A 21,040-nucleotide genomic window follows, 5' to 3' on the forward strand; every position below is an offset into this window, starting at 1 on the left:
CGTGCTTATAACCCATTGAAGATGAAAGGGGATTGCAGAATACTGGGTTACTGCTAGGTTTACACGGTGGGAACCTGGCGAAACCAGGGCCGAACCGTGAAAGCGTGAGCGATGTCCGAGGCCGCCGATAGCAGCACAGACTCCCGCCCCGTGCGCCTGCGCGAAGCGCTGCGCCAGGCCCGGATCGAGGCCGCAGACCGAACAGGCGTGGTGGTCGACCTGCGCGACGCCGAGGTGGCTCGGCTGGAGATCCTCAACGATGCGCTCGACTCCCTGTTCGCGGAGATCCCGAGCCAGCTCGATCTGTTCGACCGTGGCATCAGCCAGGGCGAGACGCCGCGGCTGTGGATCGACGTCGTCGCCCATGTCGTGATGGGGCGTGACAAGCGGCAGTATCGCTTCGTGCAGGACACCCGCAACGGCCGCATCGTGCTCGTCGAGTCGCACGACATCGGTGCGATCGTGAAAGCCGTCACCGACTACGTCGCCCGCCGGATGGTCGAGCGCGAGCGTGCCTTCAGCGTCGCCCGGGCTCAGGCGAGGGAGACCAGCGAGGCGCCGCGGCGGCGCGGCGGGTTCTGGCCGTTCGTGCTCGGCTTCGTGCTCGGCGCGCTGTCGCTGTTCGGGGTCGCGTTCTATGCGAGCCTGCAGCAGATCTGAGGACTTGGCCGCGACTCAAAGCAGGCGGACCTCGCGGATTTCGCGCACGCGCAGCGCCTCGTTGACCGCGCGCACGGTCATGTCGCAGCGCCAGTGATTGCCGTCGCTGCTGATGGCAAACATGTTGTAGGCCGCGGCTGGATAGTGGCCATGCGCGATCGAGGAGGCCGAGGGCACGCCGACGACCGGGATCTTGCGCTCCGGGCCATCGATCCAGATGGTCGAATGCACGTGGTCATGGCCGTGCAGGATCAGCTCGACGCCATGGCGCGCGAGCAGCGCGATCAGCTTCTTGGCGTCGGTCAGCCGCTTCATCCGGTGGGCCGAGCGCAGCGGATGATGCACCAGCAGCACGCGGAACAGCTGCTCGTGCGCCAGCGATTCGAGCAGCAGCTCAAGCGCGGCGAGTTGCGCGCTGCCGATCCGTCCCGTCGCCATGAACGGCGCCGAGGGCACGGCCGAGGACAGGCTGATCAGCGCCAGCGGCCCGCGCCGGCGCAGCGACGGGAACGTTGCCGGTCCCGCGGCATCGCCACCGAAATAGTCGGCAAAGCTCTCGGCGAAGCGCAGCCGGGTCGAGCGCACATAGGCGTCGTGATTGCCCGGGATCGCGGTGACCCTGTCCGGCGGACCCACCGTCCTGAGCCAGGCCTGGGCGAGCGGGAATTCCGATTCCAGGGCGAAATTGACCAGATCGCCGGTGACGGCGATCTGGTCCGGCATCTGCGTGTGCAGGTCGGAGATGAGCAGATCGAGGATGTCGCTGCGATGGTATTTGTAGCGATTGCGCGTCCAGTTGAGATAGCCGAGCGCGCGCTTGCCGGCGAGCTCCGACAGGCGCGGCTTGTGCTGTGGCGCGAGATGCGGGTCGGACAGATGAGCGAGCGTGAAGGCGGCCATTATGCCCCTCGGTGCCGATGGCGGATGCAAGCGCGCCCAGATGTCATCTCGTGCTATCCCTCGTGGTGCCCGGCTCTCATGACAAGCCCTGCCAGCGAGCGCAAGAACAACCAGGACGACGACAGCGATGACGACACATCTGAGCCGGCTGCGGATCCGGTTCGAGCCCGTGCTCCGCCGCGGCTTCCATCTCTATTGGCGCTTCGCCCGCGGCATGACGCTCGGCGTCCGCGGCGTGGTGCTGGATGCCGAGAACCGCGTGTTCCTGGTCCGGCATGGCTATGTCTCGGGTTGGCACCTGCCGGGCGGCGGCGTCGAGGTCGGCGAGACGTTCATCGAGGCGCTGACGCGGGAGCTGTTCGAGGAGGGCCGGATCGCGCTCGAAGGCGAGCCGGAGCTGCACGGCATCTTCCTCAACAGCCACGTCTCGTCGCGCGACCACGTCGCCGTCTTCGTTATCAAAAGGTTCACGCAGGACCGGCCGCCGGAGCCGAACCTCGAGATCGTGGAGACCGGATTCTTCGCATTTGATGCGCTGCCGGAGGGAACGACGCTCGGCACGCTGTCCCGCCTGCGCGAGGTGCTAGACGGCGTTAAGGTCATTCCCACCTGGCGGCCGGAACAGAACGTTGCCGCCGGATCATTATGAATTTCTGCACCGAATGAGGGCAGTCTCCCGGCCGTGGGAGAGGGGTCGATGATATCACCTTCGATGCGGATCGCCGTGCTGGTGCCCTGCTACAATGAGGAGGCCGCGGTCGCCACCGTGGTCCGCGATTTCAAGCAGGCGCTGCCGACGGCCACGGTCTATGTCTACGACAACAATTCCAAGGACCGCACCATCGAGGTCGCGCGCGCAGCCGGCGCGGAGGTGCGCCGTGAGCGGCGGCAGGGAAAGGGCCACGTCGTCCGGCGCATGTTCGCCGATGTCGATGCTGACATCTACGTCCTGGTCGATGGCGACGCGACCTATGACGCGCCGAGTGCGCCCGGCATGATCGCGCGTCTCGTCAGCGAGCGGCTCGACATGGTGGTGGGCCTGCGCGTCGACCAGGAGCAGGCCGCCTATCGCATGGGTCATCGCACCGGCAACTGGATGCTGACGAGCTTCCTCGCCGAGGTGTTCGGCCAGGCCTTCAAGGACATCCTGTCCGGCTACCGCGTATTCTCGCGCCGTTTCGTCAAATCCTTCCCCGTCCTCTCCGACGGATTCGAGATCGAGACCGAGCTCACCGTGCATGCGCTGGAGCTGGCGCTGCCGGTGGCCGAGGTCGCGACGCCATACTACGCGCGGCCCGAAGGGTCCGTCTCCAAGCTCAACACCTGGCGCGACGGCTTCCGCATCCTCGGCACGATCCTGAAGCTTTATCGCTCGGAGAAGCCGCTGCGCTTCTTCAGCGCGATCGGCATTTTCCTCGCGCTGGTCTCGATCGGCTTCGCGATTCCCATCTTCGTCACCTATATCGAGACCGGGCTGGTGCCGCGGCTGCCGACCGCCGTGCTGTCGATGGGCCTGATGATCATGGCGCTGCTGTCGGCCTCGTCGGGCCTCGTGCTCGACACCGTCACCCGCGGTCGCCGCGAGATGAAGCTGCTGGCCTATCTGTCACACGCGCCGATCGAGGGCTGATGCAGGCGGAAGCTTGTGTCCGTCCGCCGTTCCGGTCATGGTTCGGGCGTCAATGTCCTGAACGAGAACACCGCCTCCATGCCCATCCTCAACAGCATCGCCGCGCTCGCCGACGACATGGCCGCCTGGCGCCATGATCTCCATGAACATCCGGAGTTGATGTACGAGGTGCACCGCACCGCCGGCATCGTCGCCGAGCGCTTGCGCGAATTCGGTTGTGACGAGGTGGTGACGGGCATTGGGCGCACCGGCGTGGTCGGTGTCATCCGCGGCCGTCGGACCAGTTCAGGTCGCACCATCGGCCTGCGCGCCGACATGGACGCGCTGCCGATCGAGGAAGCCTCGGGCGTGCCCTATGCGTCGAAGACGCCGGGCCTGATGCATGCCTGCGGCCATGACGGCCATACCGCGATGCTGCTGGGTGCCGCCAAGCATCTCGCCGACACGCGCAATTTCGACGGCACCGCGATCGTGATCTTCCAGCCCGCCGAGGAGGGCGGCGCCGGCGGCAAGGCGATGGTCGACGATGGATTGATGACCCGCTGGGGCATCCAGGAGGTCTACGGTCTGCACAATGCGCCGGGCGTGCCCGAAGGCGTCTTCGCGCTGCGGCCGGGTCCGATGCTGGCGTCATCGGACCAGATCGAGATCACCGTCCGCGGCAAGGGCGGTCATGCCGGCGCCGGGGTTCACAAGGCGGTCGACAGCGTGCTGATCGCTGCGCACATCATCACGGCGCTGCAGTCGATCGTGTCGCGCAACGTCGATCCGATCAAGTCGGCGGTCATCTCGATCTGCGTCGTCGAGGCCGGCAAGGCGATGAACGTCATTCCGGAAACCGTCGAATTGAAGGGCACCGTGCGCACGCTGGATCCCGAGGTGCAGGATCTGGTGGAGCGCCGCATTGCCGAGGTCGCCGACGGCATCGCCCGCACCTATGGCGGTGAGGCGACGACGAAATACACGCGGCTCTACCCGATCACGATGAATCATGCGCGCGAGACCGGCGTCGCCGCTGACGTCGCCCGCGACGTTGTCGGCGCGGAGCGGGTGGTCGACAATGCGCCGCCGCTGATGGGGGCCGAGGATTTCGCCTTCATGCTGCAGGCCCGTCCCGGCGCCTTCGTCTTCCTCGGCATGGGCGACGGCAAGGATTGCCACCACCCGGCCTATCGCTTCAACGACAACATTCTTGGCCATGGCGCCTCCTATTGGGTGCGGCTGGTCGAGAAGACGATGCCGGCTGATTGATGCCGGCGGCGTGGCGCTAGCTGCGAGCCGTCGCCTGCAATGACCGTTGGCGCCACTGCCGCGGGCTGCAGCCGCTCCAGCGCGCGAAGGCACGGGAGAACGCGGACGCCTCGGAATAGCCGAGCAGGAAGGCGACGTCGCCGAGCGGCAGATGCGCTTGGCGCAGATAGTGGCGGGCGAGGTCGAGCCGGGTCGCCTCGACGAGGTCGGAGAAGGTGGCGCCGAACTCGGCAAGCCGGCGCTGCAACGTCCACGGCGTGGTCGACAGCGCGTCGGCGACCTCCTCGAGATGCAGCGCGCCGGCCGACAGCCGCCGCCTGATCTCGCCGCGGACCAGATCGAGGAACGCCGGCGTGCCGCACGAGCCGGCGACACTGGCAAGATCGGTCGTGAGCCGCTGCAGGCGTGACAGATCGGCCCCTGGCATGGCGCGGTCCAGGCCGCGGTCGCGAAACACCAGCGCATTGGTGCCTTGCGACCATCCGACGTCGGCATCGAAGGCTGCCTCATGATCGCGCCAGGCGGCCGGCCGGGCATGCTCGAACAGCACCATGTCAGGCGCCCAGCCCGATGGCAGGCACGCGCGGAAGACGTTCGCGAACATGCCCATGGTCAATTCGGCATCCTGCCGGCGATCGACGATCGAGCCGTCGAGGATGCGATATTCGAGGTGGAGAAAGCCGTCCTTGCGGGCGAGGCGGGTCTCGGTGGCCTGCTGATGCCAGGGAAACCACAGCGCGAGATGCTCGATCGCCGAACCGAGCGTCGGCGCGGACAGCGCGATCTCGCCGATCAGGCCGAGCATCTGCGGCTGGTAGCGCTGGCCGAACCACAGTCCGAAATTGTCGTTGCCGGTCTCCTGCGCGGCGTCTTCCATCATCGCGACATAGTCGGCGAGGTCGAGCGCGCGGCGGGTCTGGCCGAGGCATTCGGCATCGATGCCCACCCGTTCGAATACCGCTTCCGGACGGCCTCCCGTCAGGGCGATGAAATCAGCGACACCGGTCGCAGCAGCGGCCAGAATGTTCCGGCTGCGGTCGCGCGGATGCTCGCGTTCGGCTGCAAGAGGCTGTGCCATGAAATCCTCGCCTTTGAGGACGTACGCCGTCGGTTGACACCTCGTAGTTATGCAAGTCACGTGCCTGCCGAAGCGGGCTATCGATAAAGCCCTCCGCGCAAGGAACGCGGAGGGCTTGCCTCGATCCTGGATCTCGCGGGCCCTGGCGGATCAGTCGGCCATGGCGCGGGCCTCGGTCAAAGCGATGTCGAGCAGATCGTCATTCGCCGCGTTGCCGCGCTTGCCGGCCGTCAGACGATAGAGCAGCAGACCGGCGGCGAACAGCACCACGAAGGCTGCGAACACCTGCAGGTTGAACCAAATCATCGTGAGCAGCGAGAGCGTCGCACACACCAGCGCCACGGCCGGGAGCACCGGATAGAGCGGCGCCTTGAACGGCCTGATAAGATTGGGCTCGGTGGCGCGCAGGCGGAAGAGAGCGGCCATGCTCATGATGTACATCACGAGCGCGCCGAACACGCTCATGGTGACGATGTTCGCCGTCAGCGTCTGTCCGGCGAACTGGATGAGCTCGTCGGAGTAGATCGCGGCGATGCCGATCACGCCGCCGGCCAAGATCGCCCAATGCGGCGTGCGGCAGGTCGGATGCAGTGCGGCGAGCTTGGCCGGCAGGAAGCCGGCGCGCGACAGTGCGAAGATCTGCCGCGAATAGCCCATGATGATGCCGTGGAACGAGGCGATCAGACCGAACAGGCCGATCCACACCAGCATGTGCAGCCAGCCGGAGTTCTCGCCGACGACGATCTTCATCGCCTGCGGCAAGGGATCGTTGATGTTGGCGAGCTTCGCCCAGTCGCCGACGCCGCCGGCCATGATCATGGTGCCGAAGGCGAGCACGACGAGCGTCAGGATGCCGGCAATGTAGGCGCGAGGAACGGTCCTCGTCGGATTCCTGGTCTCCTCCGCGGCCATGGCGGCACCTTCGATCGCCAGGAAGAACCAGATCGCGAAGGGGATCGCTGCGACGATGCCGCCGATGCTCGCCAGCGAGAACGAATTCTCACCGGCCCAGCCGTTGGCGGTGAAATTGGCGAAGGAAAAACCGGGCGACACGACGCCCATGAACACCAGGAGCTCGCCAATCGCCAGGACCGTGACGAACAGCTCGAACGTCGCTGCGATCGATACGCCCGCGATGTTGAGGGCCATGAACACCACATAGGCGCCGAGCGCGGCGGTTTTGGGCGACAGCGCCGGAAACTGGACGTTGAGATAGGCGCCGATGGCGAGCGCGATGGCAGGCGGTGCGAACACGAATTCGATCAGTGTCGCAAAGCCGGCGACGAAGCCGCCGAGCGGGCCGAAGGCACGGTAGGAATAGGCGAACGGACCACCGGCATGCGGGATCGCGGTGGTGAGCTCGGTGAAGGAGAAGATGAAGGTCGTATACATCACCGCGATGAAGATCGTGGTGACGAGGAAGCCGAGCGTGCCGGCCTTGTCCCAACCATAGCTCCAGCCGAAATATTCGCCGGAGATGACGAGCCCGACCGCGATGCCCCAGAGATGGAGTCCGGTCAGGCTCTTCGAAAGCGTCGGTTTGGTCTCGTCACTCATGTCCAGTCGCTCCTGTCTGTTTGTGATGGGTGATTTGTGATGACGGTGTGGTCGTCTCGATCGCGGCGTCCGGCGCCGCCTCCTTGAGGCCGATGCCGGTGACGCCGATCCGCAGCGCCTCGCGCGCCAGCCAGGCCAGCTTGTCGGCGGCGCGCTCGGCCGACAGCCCATGGTGGTGAATGTTGGAGATGCAGTTGCGCGCGCTGTCGCGCAGGCCAGGGGCAGGGTGCAGTGTCAGATACACACCCAGGGAATCCGCCGCCGACAGACCCGGACGCTCGCCGATCAGGACCGCCACCAGCCGGGCGCGCATCGCGGCGCCGACAGCGTCACCCAGCGCCACGCGCGCCTGCGAAGCCAGCACGATCGGGCCGATAGACAGGCCCGTCAGACGCGCCTCGGTGGCGATCACGACAGCGGCGGCATGGCTTTCGACCGCATCCGCCGACAGCCCGTCGGCAATGATGAAGACGAGATCATACGGACCGGATGTTAGCCTGGCGGCATCCTCCGCGGCCAGGCGACGCCCGAGGTCGGGCCGGCGCAGATAGCTGGCGCGGTCCGGCGCTGCGCTCGCGACCTTGATCACCTCGCGCGGCGCGAGCGCGTCGGCGATGCCGTCGAAATTGACGCGGCCCCATACGGCATCGCGCGCGAGCGCATGCGCCATCTGGAATTCCAGCTTCGCTGCGGTCGGAAGCCCGTCGCCGGAGCGGCCGAGGGCGACGCGGGCGCGCGTCATCCCGCGCAGCAGGTCGAACGGATCGTCCCTCATGCCCGCGCTCCATGGCCGATCAGCCGGGCCACGGCCGGCGCTCTGCCGGGCAGCGGCGGCATGCGGCCGCTGCTGTCGAGCAGGCCCATCCGCGCCAGCCAGGCCTCGAACTCCGGCGCCGGGCGGCGGCCGAGCAGATGCCGCAGCCGCATCACGTCGTGATGCGACAGGCTCTGATAGTTCAGCATGATGTCGTCGGCGCCGGGCACGGCGATCAGGAAATTGACGTTGGCCGCCGCAAGCAGCAGCGCCAGATCGTCCATGTCGTCCTGATCGGCCTCGGCATGGTTGGTGTAGCAGACATCGCAGCCCATGGGCACGCCGAGCAGCTTGGCGCAGAAATGATCCTCCAGCCCGGCGCGGATGATCTCCTTCGCGTCGTAGAGGTATTCGGGACCGATGAAGCCGACCACGGTGTTGACCAGCAGCGGCGAGAAGGCGCGCGCCACCGCGTAGGCGCGGGCCTCGACGGTCTGCTGATCGAGGCCGTGATGAGCCTCGGCCGACAGCGCCGCGCCCTGGCCGGTCTCGAAATACATGACGTTGTTGCCGATCGTGCCGCGCTTCAGCGACAAGGCTGCGTCCTGCGCCTCGGCCAGCAGCGCCAGGGTCACGCCGAAGCCGGCATTGGCAGCCTCGGTGCCGGCGATCGACTGGAAGACGAGATCGAGCGGCGCGCCTTTCTCTATCGCCTGGATCGAGGTCGTGACGTGGCTCAGCACGCAGGACTGCGTCGGCACCTCGAATTTGAGCCTGAGATCATCGAGCATCGTGAGCAGGCGGATGCAGGCCTCGACATTGTCGGTCGCGGGATTGATGCCGATCACCGCATCGCCCATGCCGAACAGCAGGCCATCGAGCGTGCCTGCGGCGATCGCCCGGGGATCGTCGGTCGGATCGTTCGGCTGCAGCCGCGACGACAGCCGCCCCTCCAAGCCGATCGTGGAGCGGAGGCGGGTCACGACCCGGCATTTGGCGGCGACAGCGACGAGATCGCCATTGCCGCAGAGCTTGGAGACCGCGGCCACCATCTCCGGCGTCAGGCCCGGCGCGAGGGCGGCCAGCCGGTCAGCGTCCGCCTCCCAGGACATCAGCCATTCGCGCAATTCGCCGACGGTCAGCGACGCGACGGGCGCGAATGCGGCGGCATCGTGGCTGTCGAGGATGAGGCGCGTGACCTCGTCGCTCTCATAGGGAATTAGCGGCTCGTCGAGGAAACGCCGCAGCGGCACGTCAGCGAGCGCCATCCGCGCGGCCACCCGTCGCGCGGCGCTGTCGGCTGCGAGGCCAGCCAGCTCATCGCCGGACCGGCGCGGCGAGGCGCAGGCCAACAGCGTCTTGAGATCATCGAACACATGAGTTTCGCCGCGATGGCGCGACCGGAACGCACCCGTCATCTTCGACCTGCCGCTCGTGCTGCGTCAGAGCGGTCCCAGCGGCCGCGACGGCGACCACAACGCTCATGACCTGAGGCAGGTTAAGCGAGGGCGGCTCCGGAAACTTGACATCTTAGCACAATCTTCGGTCATGCCACGCGAATGCTCAGAAAATTGGCATTGGCGACCCCGGGGCGGGCGAATGCTGTCAACACGTGGACGGCCTGCCATGGACCGCGCCGCTCCAGAATGCTATCTCGCCACCCCACATGAGTGACCTGTCCATTACGATCTCCGCCGAGAAGCCGGGCGACGCGCAGGCGATCGAGCGGCTGCATGAGCGCACCTTCGGCCCCGGCCGCTTCGTGCTGAGTGCCTATCGACTGCGCGAGCATGTCGATCATCTGCTCGCGCTGTCGTTCACCGCCCATATCGGCACTTTGCTGGTCGGCTCGGTGCGGCAGCTCCCGATCTGCGTCGGCGACACCAAGGCGCTGATGCTCGGGCCGCTGACGGTCGAGCCGCCGTTCCGCAAGCACGGCATAGGCCGCATGCTGATGGAGCGCTCGATCGCGGACGCGCGGGCGCAGGGCCATCGCTTGATTTTGCTGGTCGGCGACGCCGCCTACTACAGCCGTGTCGGGTTCAAGCCGGTGCCGAAAGGCCGGGCGATCATGCCGGGCCCGGTCGACTACAACCGGCTGCTGGTGAACGAGCTCGTCGACGGCGCGTTCGAGGACGTCGAGGGCGCGATCCGTCCTGACTGGGACTACGCCAGGTAGGTCGTCATTGCGAGCGAAGCGGCGAAGCGAAGCAATCCAGAGCCCCAAGAGAAGTCTGGATTGCTTCGTCGCTTCGCTCCTCGCAATGACGAAGGAAGGGGGTTGTCGCGTTTCACGCCCCCCTGAGCTCGCAATCAGAACTTGAGATTGGCAAAGATCCGCACGCCGATGCCGGGCAGTAGCACCTCGTCCTTGGTGTAGGAGACCGAGTTGCGGATCTTCTCGTTCAACAGATTGTTGCCGACGAGGCCGACCAGCATCTCGCGCGCGCCGAACATGTTCGGATTGAGCTTGGTGCGGTAGCTGACCTCCGCCTTCAACAGGTTGTAGCCCGGCGTCGGAGTCTCCGCGATCGGCGCGATGTCGTTCTGGGCGAAGGCGTGCAGCAGGTTGATGCGGGTCAGCCAGTTGGCATCGCGCCAGAACAGGCCGCCGCCGACGCGCATCGGCGGAATCCGCGGCACGTTGGTGCCGTCGGAGAAGGTGGCGCGGACGACGTCGAACTGGTTCTCGATGCCCCAGATGCCGCTGCCGAGCGGAGCGACATCGAACTGGCTCTGGAACTCGAAGCCGCGGAACAGCGCGTTGCGCTGCGAGTAGACTGCTTGGGTAAGCGCGGTGCCCGTGGTGCCGCAGGACGCGAAATCGTCGTCGCACATCACGCCGGTCAGCCGGCGATAGATGAAGTTGCTGAACTGCGTGTAGTAGGCCGTGGCTTCGAAGCGGAACGGGCCAGTGGCCTTGCGCAGCCCGGCCTCGACGGTTTTGGCCGTCTCGATGGTCAGGTTCGGATTACCGATGTCGAAGGTTGCGGTCGCATCATGGCCGCCGCGCGAGAACAGCTCGGCTGGCTTCGGTGCGCGCTCGACATATTGCGCGGTCACGCTCGCCACCAGATCGCCCGGCAGGTTCTGCAACAGGCCGACGCTCGCGCTCTTCGGCGTGTACGACGGATTGCGGGCGATGTTGGCTTGTGGCGTACCGTCCGGCAGATAGTCGACCGGAAAGTTCGGTGTGGAGCCGTTCAGCGCGACGTGCTCGATCCGGCCAGCGACCTGCGCCTTGGTCGAGGGCGAGAAGGCGAGCTCATTGAAGACATAGCCGGCGACGCGATTGTTGGTGTTGGGGCCGAACAGGCCGTTGAACACCGAGCCGGGGTTGTCGGGGCTCGGCGCATTCAGCTCCTGGTGCCCGGCCTGCACGCCATAGGCGGTCGTCAGCGTGGCGAAGCGCAGATTGACGGGCATCATCTGCATCTCGACGCGCGCTTCCTGCTCGCGATTGGTGAAGGTCTGGCGCACGCCATCGGTGGTCGGGTCGGTGACGGCTGCAAGGCCGAGCTCATTGTGCCGATAGTCTGTCGCGCCGGCCCAGAATCGGATCGCATCGATCGCCGCGGAGTCCGGGCGATACTCGCCCTTGGCGGTGATCTTGGTCTGGTGTGCGTCGATCCGGGTCCGGCTGTCGGCGCCGTCGATGCCGGGGATGTGGTAGAGCGCATCGGTCTGCTGGATCGCCGCGCCGATGAAGCCGCCGGTGAAGAAATAGCTGCCGCCGATCGAGGCGCCATCGTTCTGCACGGCGGAGTTCGGCTGCCGGCCGTTCACCGGGCGGGTCTGGTCGAACAGATAGGGGTAGCCCGGAATCGAATAGTCGCCGGTCTTGCGGCCGTAGGCATCGGCATGAAGTGCGAAGTTGCCGCCGCCGGCATCGAGCAGCACGCCGCCCTCGACGCCGCGGTCGACCGAGCTGAACGAGGTGCGCGTTTCCGCGGTGACGCAAGGCGCGCTGCCCGCGGCCGGCGCGCTCGCCGGCAGGCCATAGGTCTGAAACGGCGCGGTCGAACAGGTCGGCAGGGCCTGCGGAATGCGGTTGTTGGTGGCGCTGACGACGCCGCCGATCGAGGTGGAGCCGTAGCGCAGCGCCGCGGGGCCGCGAACGACCTCGATCTGGTCGCTGGTGAGCGGATCGATCGGCACGAAATGATCTTCGCCGAGATCGGACGCACCGCCGCCGCCGATGCCGTTCTCGACGATACCGACGCGGTTGACGTCGAGGCCGCGGATGATCGGCCGGCTCGAGGCGCCCGGCGCGAAGCTCGATCCGGTAATGCCGGGTTTCGAATTGAGAAGGTCGCCGAGCGTGGCGGCGCCGGAGCGGCGAAGCTCCTCGTTCGGCACCACGGTGACGGTTGCGAACTGGTCGGTGACGACAGGCAGCACACCCTGTTGCGGCGGCGGTGGCGCTGATTGTGCTTCTCGCGCTGGCGTCGGCGCACGGGGCCCGCGCGCGACGCGCGCGGTAGGATTGGGCCGCGGCACCACCGGCTTCCGTGCCCGTATCGGGCTCGGCGCTGTCACGTTGACCTCGGGCAACTCGGCCGCCGGCTTCGGATCGTCAGCGCGCGCGGGCGCACCCAAAACGCACAACATGGCTGCGGCGCTGCAGCCCGACATCAAGGCTCTCGACAACATCGTTCAATTCCTGATCCTGATCAGGCGTCCCACGTCTTTCGTTGCTGGCGGGATGCGCCTGCCGTCGGCTTGCGACGGACCCATTCCTGCACGCGGCCGCCGTGCGCGTGAGCGCAACCGTGGCGGCGTTTCGAGCGGTTCAGATCAGGCGATGGGAGGAGCGCGCGGCTGGAAGGCGGTGTCGACGACAACAGCCGCGACAGTGGCGGTGATCGCATCGGGCAGACGAAATGCCACCGCTTCAGGAGGCGTCAGAACGGGCGTCGGTGACAGCAGGATCGATTGCGCCATCGCCATGACGGCGCAGATGGCGCAGCCATCAGCGGAGGGCTGCTGGTCGGGGTCCTGGCTTGCGGGAGAGGAGCCGGTATGGGCCTGTGCGGTCGTGATACGACTGCCGTCCAGGCTCTGCGTGGAGAGCCAATGAACATGGCCGAACGCGAGCGCGAATTGCAGCACCAGCGCCAACAGCGCGAGCCGCGAGACATCTTTGATGTTCGCGCGAAACCAGCTCATCGCCAGCTCTGGCTCATGTGATCTGGCTCATGTGAATAGGCCACCCCGTTCGGCTGAGAGGCTCAGCCGTTGTTACATTGTAACATCGCAGGGGGGCTTCACAGCTGTCAATCAGTGTACTGCGACGGCGGATGAAATCCCCGTCGCTGTGCCCTTCGCGCCACGTCGCGCGGGCTCGTATCCTTCGAGGCTAACGACCCTCGCGCACCCAGGTTGCGGCGAGTGCGCCGAGCAGCAGCAGCAGGCCGATCACGCCGGCGAACATCGGCAGCACGCCGACGCCCTTGACCACGCTGGCGTCGCGCATCCGCACGCCCATCCAGCCGTCGCCGCTGAACAAGGTCGATGACCTCACCGGGACGATGCGCGGCAAGTCGATGCCGGATCCGTCGGCGATGCGGCGGGCGTCGCCGCCGGTCGCCTGTGCCAGCGGCTTCAGGGTTTCGGTGGTCGAGGTGACCTCGGAGAATTCCTTCGGATTGGTCGGGCCGACATTGATCAGCGCCTTCAGCGTGCCGTCGGTCGCCTGCCACAGGCCGAGCTCGTTGGCGGGCAGGGTCGCGCGCCATTCGCCGGGATCGCCCTGGCTCAGAGTGAGCTCGCGCGTGGTGCCGGACGGCGAGGTCACGGTCACCGGCGGGACGGTGTCGCCCATCGTCTGGCGGATGACGGCGAGATCCTTGCCTTGAATCTGCAGCCGCAGCGCTTCCTCGTCGAGATCAGGCTGCTGCATCAGCCAGTGCGACATCCGCCTGAGCAGATCGAGATGCGGTCCGCCGCCTTCGTAGCCGCGTGCCCACAGCCAGATGTGGTCGGACAGCAGCAGAGCGACGCGGCCGGCGCCGAAGCGCGACAGCAGCAGGAGCGGCTTGCCGTCGGCGCCGGTCATGACCGGCGGACTGACCGCATTACGCGTCTCGACGGTGCGGAAGAAGCGGCTCCAGCGCGGCGGCTCGGAGCCCGAGCCCTCGAGGCCGCGCGTAACCGGATGGCGTTTGCCGGCGTCAGATAGATGCGCATAGAAGGGCTTCTCGGTGACGCCGACCGGCTCGGCGGGCAGCACCGAATCGAGCGGTGTGCGCCAGATGCTGGTGTTGGAGGCGTAGTCCGGCCCGGCCGAGACCAGCACCGCGCCGCCATTGCGGACGTAGCGCGCGATGTTGTCGAAATAGGCGATCGGCAACACGCCCTGCCGGGCGTAGCGGTCGAAGATGATCAATTGGAATTCGTTGATCTTCTGCTGGAACAGCTCGCGGGTCGGAAACGCGATCAGCGACAGCTCGTTGATCGGGGTGCCGTCCTGCTTCTCCGGCGGCCGCAGGATGGTGAAGTGGACGAGATCGATGCTGGCGTCCGACTTCAACAGGTTGCGCCAGGTGCGTTCGCCCGAATGCGGCTCGCCCGACACCAGCAGCACGCGCAGCTTGTCGCGGACGCCATCGATCGAGACCACGGCGCGGTTGTTGACGAGGGTCAGCTCGTTGTCGAGCGGCGAGGCCTCGATCTCGACGATGTTCTGGCCTTCGTGCTTGATGTCGACGTCGACATTGGCGGCCTGGCCGCTGGTCAAGGTGCGCTCGCTGATGACCTCGCCGTCGCGCCGGATCACGACCTTGGCGCTGGCGCCGCTGACGCCCTGGTCGTCGAGCCGGAAGCTGATGGTCTGCGGCTGGCCGACGATACCGAAGCGCGGGGCGGCGGTGATCGCGACGCGGCGGTCGCGCTCGGCCTTCTGGCCCGTGATCAGGGCCTGCAGCGGAGCCTGGAAGCCGAGCGCGGCAACGTTGCCGGGAATGTCGTGGACGCGGCCATCCGTGATCAGGAAGGCGCCCGCGACCCGATCGACCGGGACGTCCGACAGCGCCGAGGTCAGCGCGCTGAACAGATGCGTGCCGTCGGTCTCGCCATCGGCCTGACCGGCATCGACCACGCGGACCTCGAGGCCCTTGATCTTCTTCAAGCTGTCGACCAGCGACTCCTGGGCCGCCTGGGTCTGCTTGTTGCGGTCACCGAAATTCTGGCTCGGGCTCTTGTCGACGACGACGGCGGCGACCGAGCTTAGCGGCTCGCGGTCCTCGCGCGTGAACTGCGGATTGGCGAGCGCCAGCGCGATCAAAGCGAGCGCGGTGACGCGGATCCAGGCCGAGCGCGAGCGGCCGAGCAGGAGCAGCGCGGCGATGACGACGATCGCACCGATCGCGAGCCACAGCACGATCGTCGGAACCAGAGGCGTGAACGCGATGCCGTAGTTCATGAGGCAAACTCGCTGGCTTCGTCATGGCCGGGCTTGTCCCGGCCATCCACGTCATGCCCTCGGAAAAGAGGGGCGTGGATGCCCGGCTCAAGGCCGGGCGTGACGACGGAGGTTTTGGCGCGGCTGCGCGTGGCTATTGTCATCACTGCCCAAGCCGTTCGATCAGTGCCGGCGCGTGCACCTGGTCGGCCTTGTAGTTGCCGGTCAGCGTGTACATCACGATGTTGACGCCGGCGCGGAAGGCGAATTCGCGCTGCCGCGGCTCGCCGGGAACCATCGGCAGCATGGCCTGGCCGTCGGGGCGGATGGCCCAGGCGCCGGCGAGGTCGTTGGAGGTGATGATGATCGGTGAGACGCCGTCGCCGCCGCGCGCCGGACGCGAGGCGCTGTCCTCGTCCTCGTCTTTCGGCAGCGCCTCGACCCAGGTCTGGCCTGCGGTGAAGCGACCGGGGAAGTCGCGCAGCAGGTAGAACGTCTTGGTCAGCACGTGCTCGCGCGGCACCGGCTCGAGCTCGGGGACGTCGAGCGACGACAGAATCTCGCGCAGCGACTGCATGCCCGGGGTCTGCTGCGCGCCGTTCTCGCCCGGGGGCGCCTCGACTGCATCGCGGGTATCGAAGATCACCGTGCCGCCCTGCTTCATGTAGGCGTCGATCTTGTTGATCGCGTCCTGCGGCGGCTTCGGCGTGCCCGGCACGATCGGCCAGTAGATCAGCGGGAAGAAGGCGAGCTCGTCATGCGCAGGATCGATGCCGACGGGGTCGCCGGCTTCGAGCGCCGTGCGCTGCGCCAGGAACAGGGTCAGTCCGGTCAGGCCGGCCTTGACGATCGAATCGACGTCGGCATTGCCGGTCACGACATAGGCAAGCCGCGTCTGCGACACCGCGCGCATGGCGAAATCGTCGCTGGCGGCGTCGGCGCGCGCGGCCGTCGGCATCGCGACCGCGAGCAGGGCGCCGGTTGCAAGCACCGCAAGCGCGATGGACGCGGGCGCTGCACGCCGCCACCGCGCGAGCGAGGCCAGCACGCCGCCGAGCAGGGCGACGATGACCGCGTCGATCAGGAACAGCAGCAGTGCGGTCGACAGCAGGATGCCCCGGAGATCGCGCGGCTCGGCGGAGGTGTAGCTGGCACGCTTGGCGCGCAGCGTCGACGTGTCGAGCTGCAGAATGCGATCGGCGGGGCTGAGCGTGTTCACTGCGGTGGGTCCCTCGGCTGGGCCATAGAATCCGGGTGGATGATCCAGCGAAGCCCGGTCGTTGAAATCGGCCGGCAGCGGCTTGGCGGTCGAAGGCGGCGGTCCGAAGGCGCCGAAGCCGTCGAGGATGTGCAGCGGCGCCAGCGTGGCCTTGGCGGTCTCACCCGCGGGACCAGGGCCCGGCGTCGAGGTGTAGCCGGACATGTCGACGATGCGGCGGAGCATCTCGACCATCGCGCCTGACATCGGCAGATCGGACCAGCGCATGTCGGCGCTGACATGGAACAGCGCGATCAGGCCCTTGCCGCGATGCTCGCCGGTGACGAGCGGCGTGCCGTCCTCCAGCGAGGCCCAGCTCTTGGTCGCCAGCACGGCGTCGGGCTCGGCGAGGACCTGGCGATTGACCGTCACGTCCTTCGGGACGGTGATGCCGGCGAACGGGCCGTCGGCAGCGAACGCGGCCAGGTGTTGCGGCTTCTCCCAGGTCAGGCTGCCGCCCAGGGTGCGGCCGCCGCGGCGCAGCTTGACCGGCACGAGATCGTCGTCGCCCTGCGCCAGGCGCGGGCCGGCGAAGCGCACCAGCACGCCGCCATTCTCGATCCAGCCGTTGAGACGGTCGCGCAGCTCCGGCGACAGCGTGCCGACGTCGGCCATCACGATCATCGGCACCTTCTGGTCGAGGAACTGCGTGATGACCTGCTGCGGAGCGCCGCGATCACCGAGGCGGAGATCGGCGAACGGCGCCAGCGCGCGCGTCAGATAGAAGGTCGGCGCGAGCAGCGGTTGCGCGGTGTCGCTGGTGGCGCCGGAGACGATGCCGACCGCACGCCGCCGCCAGCGCTTGTCGAGCAGTTGCACGGCGCCTGCGGAGCGCTCGCCGGCGATCTCGAGCCGGGTGATGTCATTGCGCAGCTCGACCGGAAGATCGAAGCTCGCCTCGGCGTCGTGCGCACCGGCGGCGAAGCCGAACTGCGCTTCGCCGAGCGGCGAGCCCTTGGCGTCGAGCGCGCGCACAATGCCGCCCGGAACCGAGAGATCGGCGCGCAGCACCTTCACGGTCATCTTGGCCGCGGCGTTCTCGGCGCCCGCAAGCGCCAGCGGCGACAGGGTGCCGCCTTCGAACACCGTCAGGCTGCGATCGCCGATGGTCTTGGCAAGGCCGGTGACAAACTCGCTGCCGCGGCCGGGATCGACGCCGTCGGAGAACCACATGATCTCGGCATCGCCGGTCGCTTTCAGGAAGCGATCGAGCTGCGGCAGCGCATCGGCGCGCTCGGTCGTGTAGGCCTTGGGCGCGATCTGGCGCAGCGCGACGCGTGCAGCGCCAGCCGGCATCAAGGTCAGGTCGCGCGTGGGCTCGGACAGCGGCACCAGCGCGACGCCGCGCCGGTCGGCATCGGCATTGGCGATGATCTCGTCGGCGGCCCTGATGCGCGTGTCCCAGCTTGCGGCTGCGCTCCAGCTGTCGTCGAGCAAAAGCACAAGCGGCGCCTTGCTGCCGACGGCCTCGGTGCGCGGATTCCAGATCGGACCGGCCGCGGCGAAGATCACCAGCGCCGCCGCGATCAGCCGCAGCAGGGTCAGCCACCAGGGCGAGCGCGACGGCGTCTCTTCCTTGGGCGTGATGTCGAACAAGAGCCGGGTCGGCGGAAACTCGATGCGGCGCGGCCGCGGCGGCATCACCCGCAGCAGCCACCACAGCACCGGCAGGCTGATGAGCCCGGTCAGCAGCAAGGGTTCGGCGAACGACAGCGGCAGGCCCATCATGCGCCGAGCCCTCCGGGGCCAGCGCCCACTTTGACGCCGCCGCGCGCGCTACCTTTGGCCGTGGTCATACCGGCATGCAGGAACAGCAGCAGCTCGGCGGCCGAGCGGCTGGTGGTGTGGGTTGTGAACAGCCAGTCGAGCTTGCCGGTCTCGGCGCGGATCTGGTCGCGGTGCAGCGCCACGCGGGCGACGTAGTCCTGCGCCCAGCTCTCGGCGCGGCCGGCCGTGATGACCTCGCCGCCCTCCGGCTCGACGAACTCGACGCGGCCGGAATAGGGGAAGGTCTCCTCGGCGGGATCGACGACCTGGACCATCGTGCCGTGCGCACCCGACGCGGACAGGCCGGCGAGCATGGTGCTGATCTCGGAGATCGGCGACCAGAAATCCGACAGCACGACGATCTCGGCGAGCGCGGACGGCACGAAGGAGGGCGGCAGGCTCGGCCTGATCGTCTCATCATGCAGCATCGCCTGCGCGATGCGGTCGATCACGTTGCGGCTCCCGGTCGGATTGATCAGGCCGGGAATGCCGACGCGTTCGCCGCCGGCCACCAGCAACTCGGCCAGGGCGAAGGTCACGATCAGGGCGCGCTCGAGCTTGCTGTCGCGGGCGCCCTTCGACGCGAACGCCATCGACGGCGAGCGGTCCGGCCAGATCCACACGGTGTGCGCGGCCTCCCATTCCTGCTCACGGACGTAGAGATGATCGTCGCGCGCGGAGCGGCGCCAGTCGACGCGCTGCGACGGCTCACCGGAGACGAAGCGGCGGTACTGCCAGAAGCTTTCGCCGGAGCCGGCGCGGCGACGGCCATGCAGACCATGGATCACATTGGCGGCGATCTGGCGCGCTTCGAGCACCAGCCGCGGCAGCGACGACGCCAGCGTCCGGCTTTCGCCATCGGCACGCCGGATTGCGAGAATCTCCTTGTCGGCGTGCCCTGTCGCTGCGGCCATCAGCCAATCCGGCTCTTCAGTTGCCGGATCACGTCCGGAATGGTGCGTCCCTCGGCGCGGGCCGGGAAGGTGAGCGCCATGCGGTGCTTGAGCACGGGCTCGGCGAGATCGAGCACGTCGTCGATCGAGGGAGCGAGGCGGCCGTCGAGCAAGGCGCGGGCGCGCACCGCGAGCATCAATGATTGACTGGCGCGCGGACCCGGGCCCCAGGCGATCAGCTTGCCGGCGTCGCCGGCCTCCGGGCCGGGGCGGGCGGACCGCACCAGCGACAGGATCGCCTCGACCACGGAATCGCCGACCGGCAGCCGGCGTACCAGCCGCTGCGCAGCGATCAGCGCGTCTGCGGTCATCGCGGCCTTGGCGCCGCTCTCTTCGGCACCGGTGGTCTCGAACAGGATGCGGCGCTCGGCGTCGCGATCGGGATAGTCGACGTCGATCTCCATCAGGAAGCGGTCGAGCTGGGCTTCGGGAAGCGGATAGGTTCCTTCCTGCTCCAGCGGATTCTGGGTCGCGAGCACGTGGAAGGGCTTCGGCAGGTCATGACGGGCGCCTGCAACCGTGATGTGCTGCTCCTGCATGGCTTGCAGCAATGCCGACTGCGTGCGCGGGCTGGCGCGGTTGATCTCATCCGCCATCAGCAGTTGCGCGAACACCGGGCCGGCGATGAAGCGGAACGAGCGCTTGCCGCCGGCGCTCTCGTCGAGCACCTCGGCGCCGAGAATGTCCGACGGCATCAGGTCCGGCGTGAACTGGATGCGTTTGGCATCGAGGCCGAGCGTCACGCCCAAGGTCTCGACCAGCTTGGTCTTGGCGAGGCCGGGGACGCCGATCAGCAGCGCGTGGCCACCGGACAGGATGGTCACCAGCGTGTTTTCCACCACGCGGTCCTGGCCGAAGATGACGCTGGAGATCGCATCCTTTGCCGCTCGGATCTGGCCGGAGACCTGTTCGGCCGACCGGACGATCGCATCCTCGAGCTTCTCGGCACTCTCAGCCATTCCCATCGCTCCTTCTGCCCCGCATCTTGAACTTTCGGACGGACGTTCCGCTCCAGTTTGCCGGGACACGGATGCCAACCTATGCGAAGGCGCTGTATTCGTTGAGTTAAACTATCCCCATATTATCGGCATTACGGGGTATTGACGGCATCACGTTATGGCGACCTTACATGACCTGCAGGGCCGCCAGGAACTTTTGCACAGACGACGGCGATGGAATCTTGCACCAATCGTGCCAAGGTGGACGCAAACTCAAGGCAAACCATGGCGAAGCAAGGGCAGACCACCGACAACGGACTCGATCGGCTGACGTCGGCGGCAACGCAGGCTGGCACATCCGCAAAGGGACTGCCGCCGGTGCATTTGTGGAATCCGCCATTCTGCGGCGATCTCGACATGCGAATCGCCGGTGATGGTAGCTGGTACTACATGGGCACGCCAATCGGGCGGCCTGCGCTGGTGCGGCTGTTCTCGACGATCCTCAAGCGCGAGGGTGATCGCTATTTCCTGGTCACTCCGGTGGAGAAGGTCGGCATCCGCGTCGATGATGCCCCCTTCACGGCCGTAGAAATGCGGACGGAGAGCGATGCGCGCGGACCGCTGCTGCATTTCCGCACCAATGTCGACGACTGGGTCGCGTGCGATGCCGAGCACCGGCTGCGCTTCGAGCCTGGCGAGAGCGGCGGCCTGACGCCCTATCTGCATGTGCGAGCCGATCTCTGGGCCAAGGTGACGCGGGCGCTCTACTACGAGCTTGTTGACATGGGTGAGGAGCGGATGATCGATGGGCGTGTCATGTTCGGCGTGGGGTCGGGCGGCGCGTTCTTCCCCATGGCCGATGCAGAACAGGTGAGGGCGGCGCTTTGAACCA

Annotated in this window: 17 protein-coding genes; 6 read left to right on the plus strand and 11 right to left on the minus strand. The window is 67.2% G+C overall.

The window, feature by feature from the left end; genetic code table 11:
• Window positions 1-111 precede the first annotated feature (111 nt).
• The gene (locus QX132_RS06610) at window positions 112-660 is read left to right on the plus strand and encodes a hypothetical protein (protein ID WP_316160477.1); all 549 of its coding nucleotides are present in this window, start codon (window positions 112-114) and stop codon (window positions 658-660) included.
• A 15-nt stretch (window positions 661-675) separates the two neighbouring features.
• Here the strand turns inward: QX132_RS06610 and QX132_RS06615 are convergent, their stop codons facing one another.
• Window positions 676-1,560 carry a metallophosphoesterase gene (locus tag QX132_RS06615; RefSeq protein WP_315811810.1) on the minus strand — a complete coding sequence of 295 codons (885 nt, stop codon included), beginning with the start codon at window positions 1,558-1,560 and terminating at the stop codon, window positions 676-678.
• A 127-nt stretch (window positions 1,561-1,687) separates the two neighbouring features.
• Here QX132_RS06615 and QX132_RS06620 point away from each other — a divergent pair, with 127 nt between their 5' ends.
• From QX132_RS06620 to QX132_RS06630, 3 genes are all read left to right on the plus strand, one after another.
• Window positions 1,688-2,209: an NUDIX domain-containing protein gene (locus tag QX132_RS06620; protein ID WP_315776132.1), complete on the plus strand. Its 522-nt coding sequence runs from the start codon at window positions 1,688-1,690 to the stop codon at window positions 2,207-2,209.
• A 48-nt stretch (window positions 2,210-2,257) separates the two neighbouring features.
• Window positions 2,258-3,190 carry a glycosyltransferase family 2 protein gene (locus QX132_RS06625; RefSeq protein WP_316160480.1) on the plus strand — a complete coding sequence of 311 codons (933 nt, stop codon included), beginning with the start codon at window positions 2,258-2,260 and terminating at the stop codon, window positions 3,188-3,190.
• A gap of 78 nt (window positions 3,191-3,268) precedes the next feature.
• Window positions 3,269-4,441 (plus strand): M20 aminoacylase family protein, encoded by a 1,173-nt coding sequence (locus QX132_RS06630; RefSeq protein WP_316160483.1) that lies wholly within the window; start codon window positions 3,269-3,271, stop codon window positions 4,439-4,441.
• A 16-nt stretch (window positions 4,442-4,457) separates the two neighbouring features.
• On the opposite strand, the gene QX132_RS06635 is transcribed toward QX132_RS06630, so the two are convergent.
• The 4 genes from QX132_RS06635 to QX132_RS06650 form a co-directional block, all read right to left on the minus strand.
• The gene (locus tag QX132_RS06635; protein WP_315776133.1) at window positions 4,458-5,519 is read right to left on the minus strand and encodes an AraC family transcriptional regulator; all 1,062 of its coding nucleotides are present in this window, start codon (window positions 5,517-5,519) and stop codon (window positions 4,458-4,460) included.
• Window positions 5,520-5,669: 150 nt separating this feature from the next.
• Window positions 5,670-7,076 (minus strand): ethanolamine permease, encoded by a 1,407-nt coding sequence (gene eat / locus QX132_RS06640; protein WP_315773435.1) that lies wholly within the window; start codon window positions 7,074-7,076, stop codon window positions 5,670-5,672.
• Window positions 7,069-7,851 carry an ethanolamine ammonia-lyase subunit EutC gene (gene eutC, locus QX132_RS06645; RefSeq protein WP_316160485.1) on the minus strand — a complete coding sequence of 261 codons (783 nt, stop codon included), beginning with the start codon at window positions 7,849-7,851 and terminating at the stop codon, window positions 7,069-7,071. The genes eat and eutC overlap by 8 nt, the downstream gene beginning before the upstream one ends.
• Window positions 7,848-9,248: an ethanolamine ammonia-lyase subunit EutB gene (locus QX132_RS06650; RefSeq protein ID WP_316160487.1), complete on the minus strand. Its 1,401-nt coding sequence runs from the start codon at window positions 9,246-9,248 to the stop codon at window positions 7,848-7,850. Before QX132_RS06650 ends, eutC begins: the two co-directional genes overlap by 4 nt.
• A 248-nt stretch (window positions 9,249-9,496) precedes the next feature.
• Between QX132_RS06650 and QX132_RS06655 the strand changes: the two genes are divergently transcribed.
• A complete protein-coding gene (locus tag QX132_RS06655; protein ID WP_315757014.1) occupies window positions 9,497-10,009 on the plus strand; it encodes an N-acetyltransferase in 513 nt (170 codons plus the stop codon).
• A 134-nt stretch (window positions 10,010-10,143) separates the two neighbouring features.
• On the opposite strand, the gene QX132_RS06660 is transcribed toward QX132_RS06655, so the two are convergent.
• The 6 genes from QX132_RS06660 to QX132_RS06685 all read right to left on the minus strand — a co-directional run bounded on the left by QX132_RS06660 (window position 10,144) and on the right by QX132_RS06685 (window position 20,169).
• Window positions 10,144-12,465, minus strand: a complete 2,322-nt coding sequence (locus tag QX132_RS06660) for a TonB-dependent receptor (protein WP_316160521.1) — start codon at window positions 12,463-12,465, stop codon at window positions 10,144-10,146.
• Between the two features lie 162 nt (window positions 12,466-12,627).
• Window positions 12,628-12,999: a DUF2946 family protein gene (locus QX132_RS06665; protein ID WP_315738361.1), complete on the minus strand. Its 372-nt coding sequence runs from the start codon at window positions 12,997-12,999 to the stop codon at window positions 12,628-12,630.
• Between the two features lie 190 nt (window positions 13,000-13,189).
• On the minus strand, window positions 13,190-15,253 hold the full coding sequence (locus QX132_RS06670; RefSeq protein WP_316160489.1) for a hypothetical protein: 2,064 nt from the start codon (window positions 15,251-15,253) through the stop codon (window positions 13,190-13,192).
• A gap of 142 nt (window positions 15,254-15,395) precedes the next feature.
• Window positions 15,396-18,218 carry a DUF4159 domain-containing protein gene (locus QX132_RS06675; protein WP_316160490.1) on the minus strand — a complete coding sequence of 941 codons (2,823 nt, stop codon included), beginning with the start codon at window positions 18,216-18,218 and terminating at the stop codon, window positions 15,396-15,398.
• A complete protein-coding gene (locus tag QX132_RS06680; protein WP_315776137.1) occupies window positions 18,215-19,171 on the minus strand; it encodes a DUF58 domain-containing protein in 957 nt (318 codons plus the stop codon). Before QX132_RS06680 ends, QX132_RS06675 begins: the two co-directional genes overlap by 4 nt.
• Entirely contained in the window at window positions 19,171-20,169 is a 999-nt protein-coding gene (locus tag QX132_RS06685; RefSeq protein WP_315738357.1) for a MoxR family ATPase, read from the minus strand. The genes QX132_RS06680 and QX132_RS06685 overlap by 1 nt, the downstream gene beginning before the upstream one ends.
• A gap of 264 nt (window positions 20,170-20,433) precedes the next feature.
• On the opposite strand from QX132_RS06685, the gene QX132_RS06690 reads away from it, so the two are divergent.
• Window positions 20,434-21,036, plus strand: a complete 603-nt coding sequence (locus QX132_RS06690) for a DUF1285 domain-containing protein (protein ID WP_315785698.1) — start codon at window positions 20,434-20,436, stop codon at window positions 21,034-21,036.
• The last annotated feature ends 4 nt before the right edge of the window (window positions 21,037-21,040 follow it).

It is taken from the genome of Bradyrhizobium sp. SZCCHNRI20481 (assembly GCF_032485055.1).
Classification (GTDB): domain Bacteria; phylum Pseudomonadota; class Alphaproteobacteria; order Rhizobiales; family Xanthobacteraceae; genus Bradyrhizobium.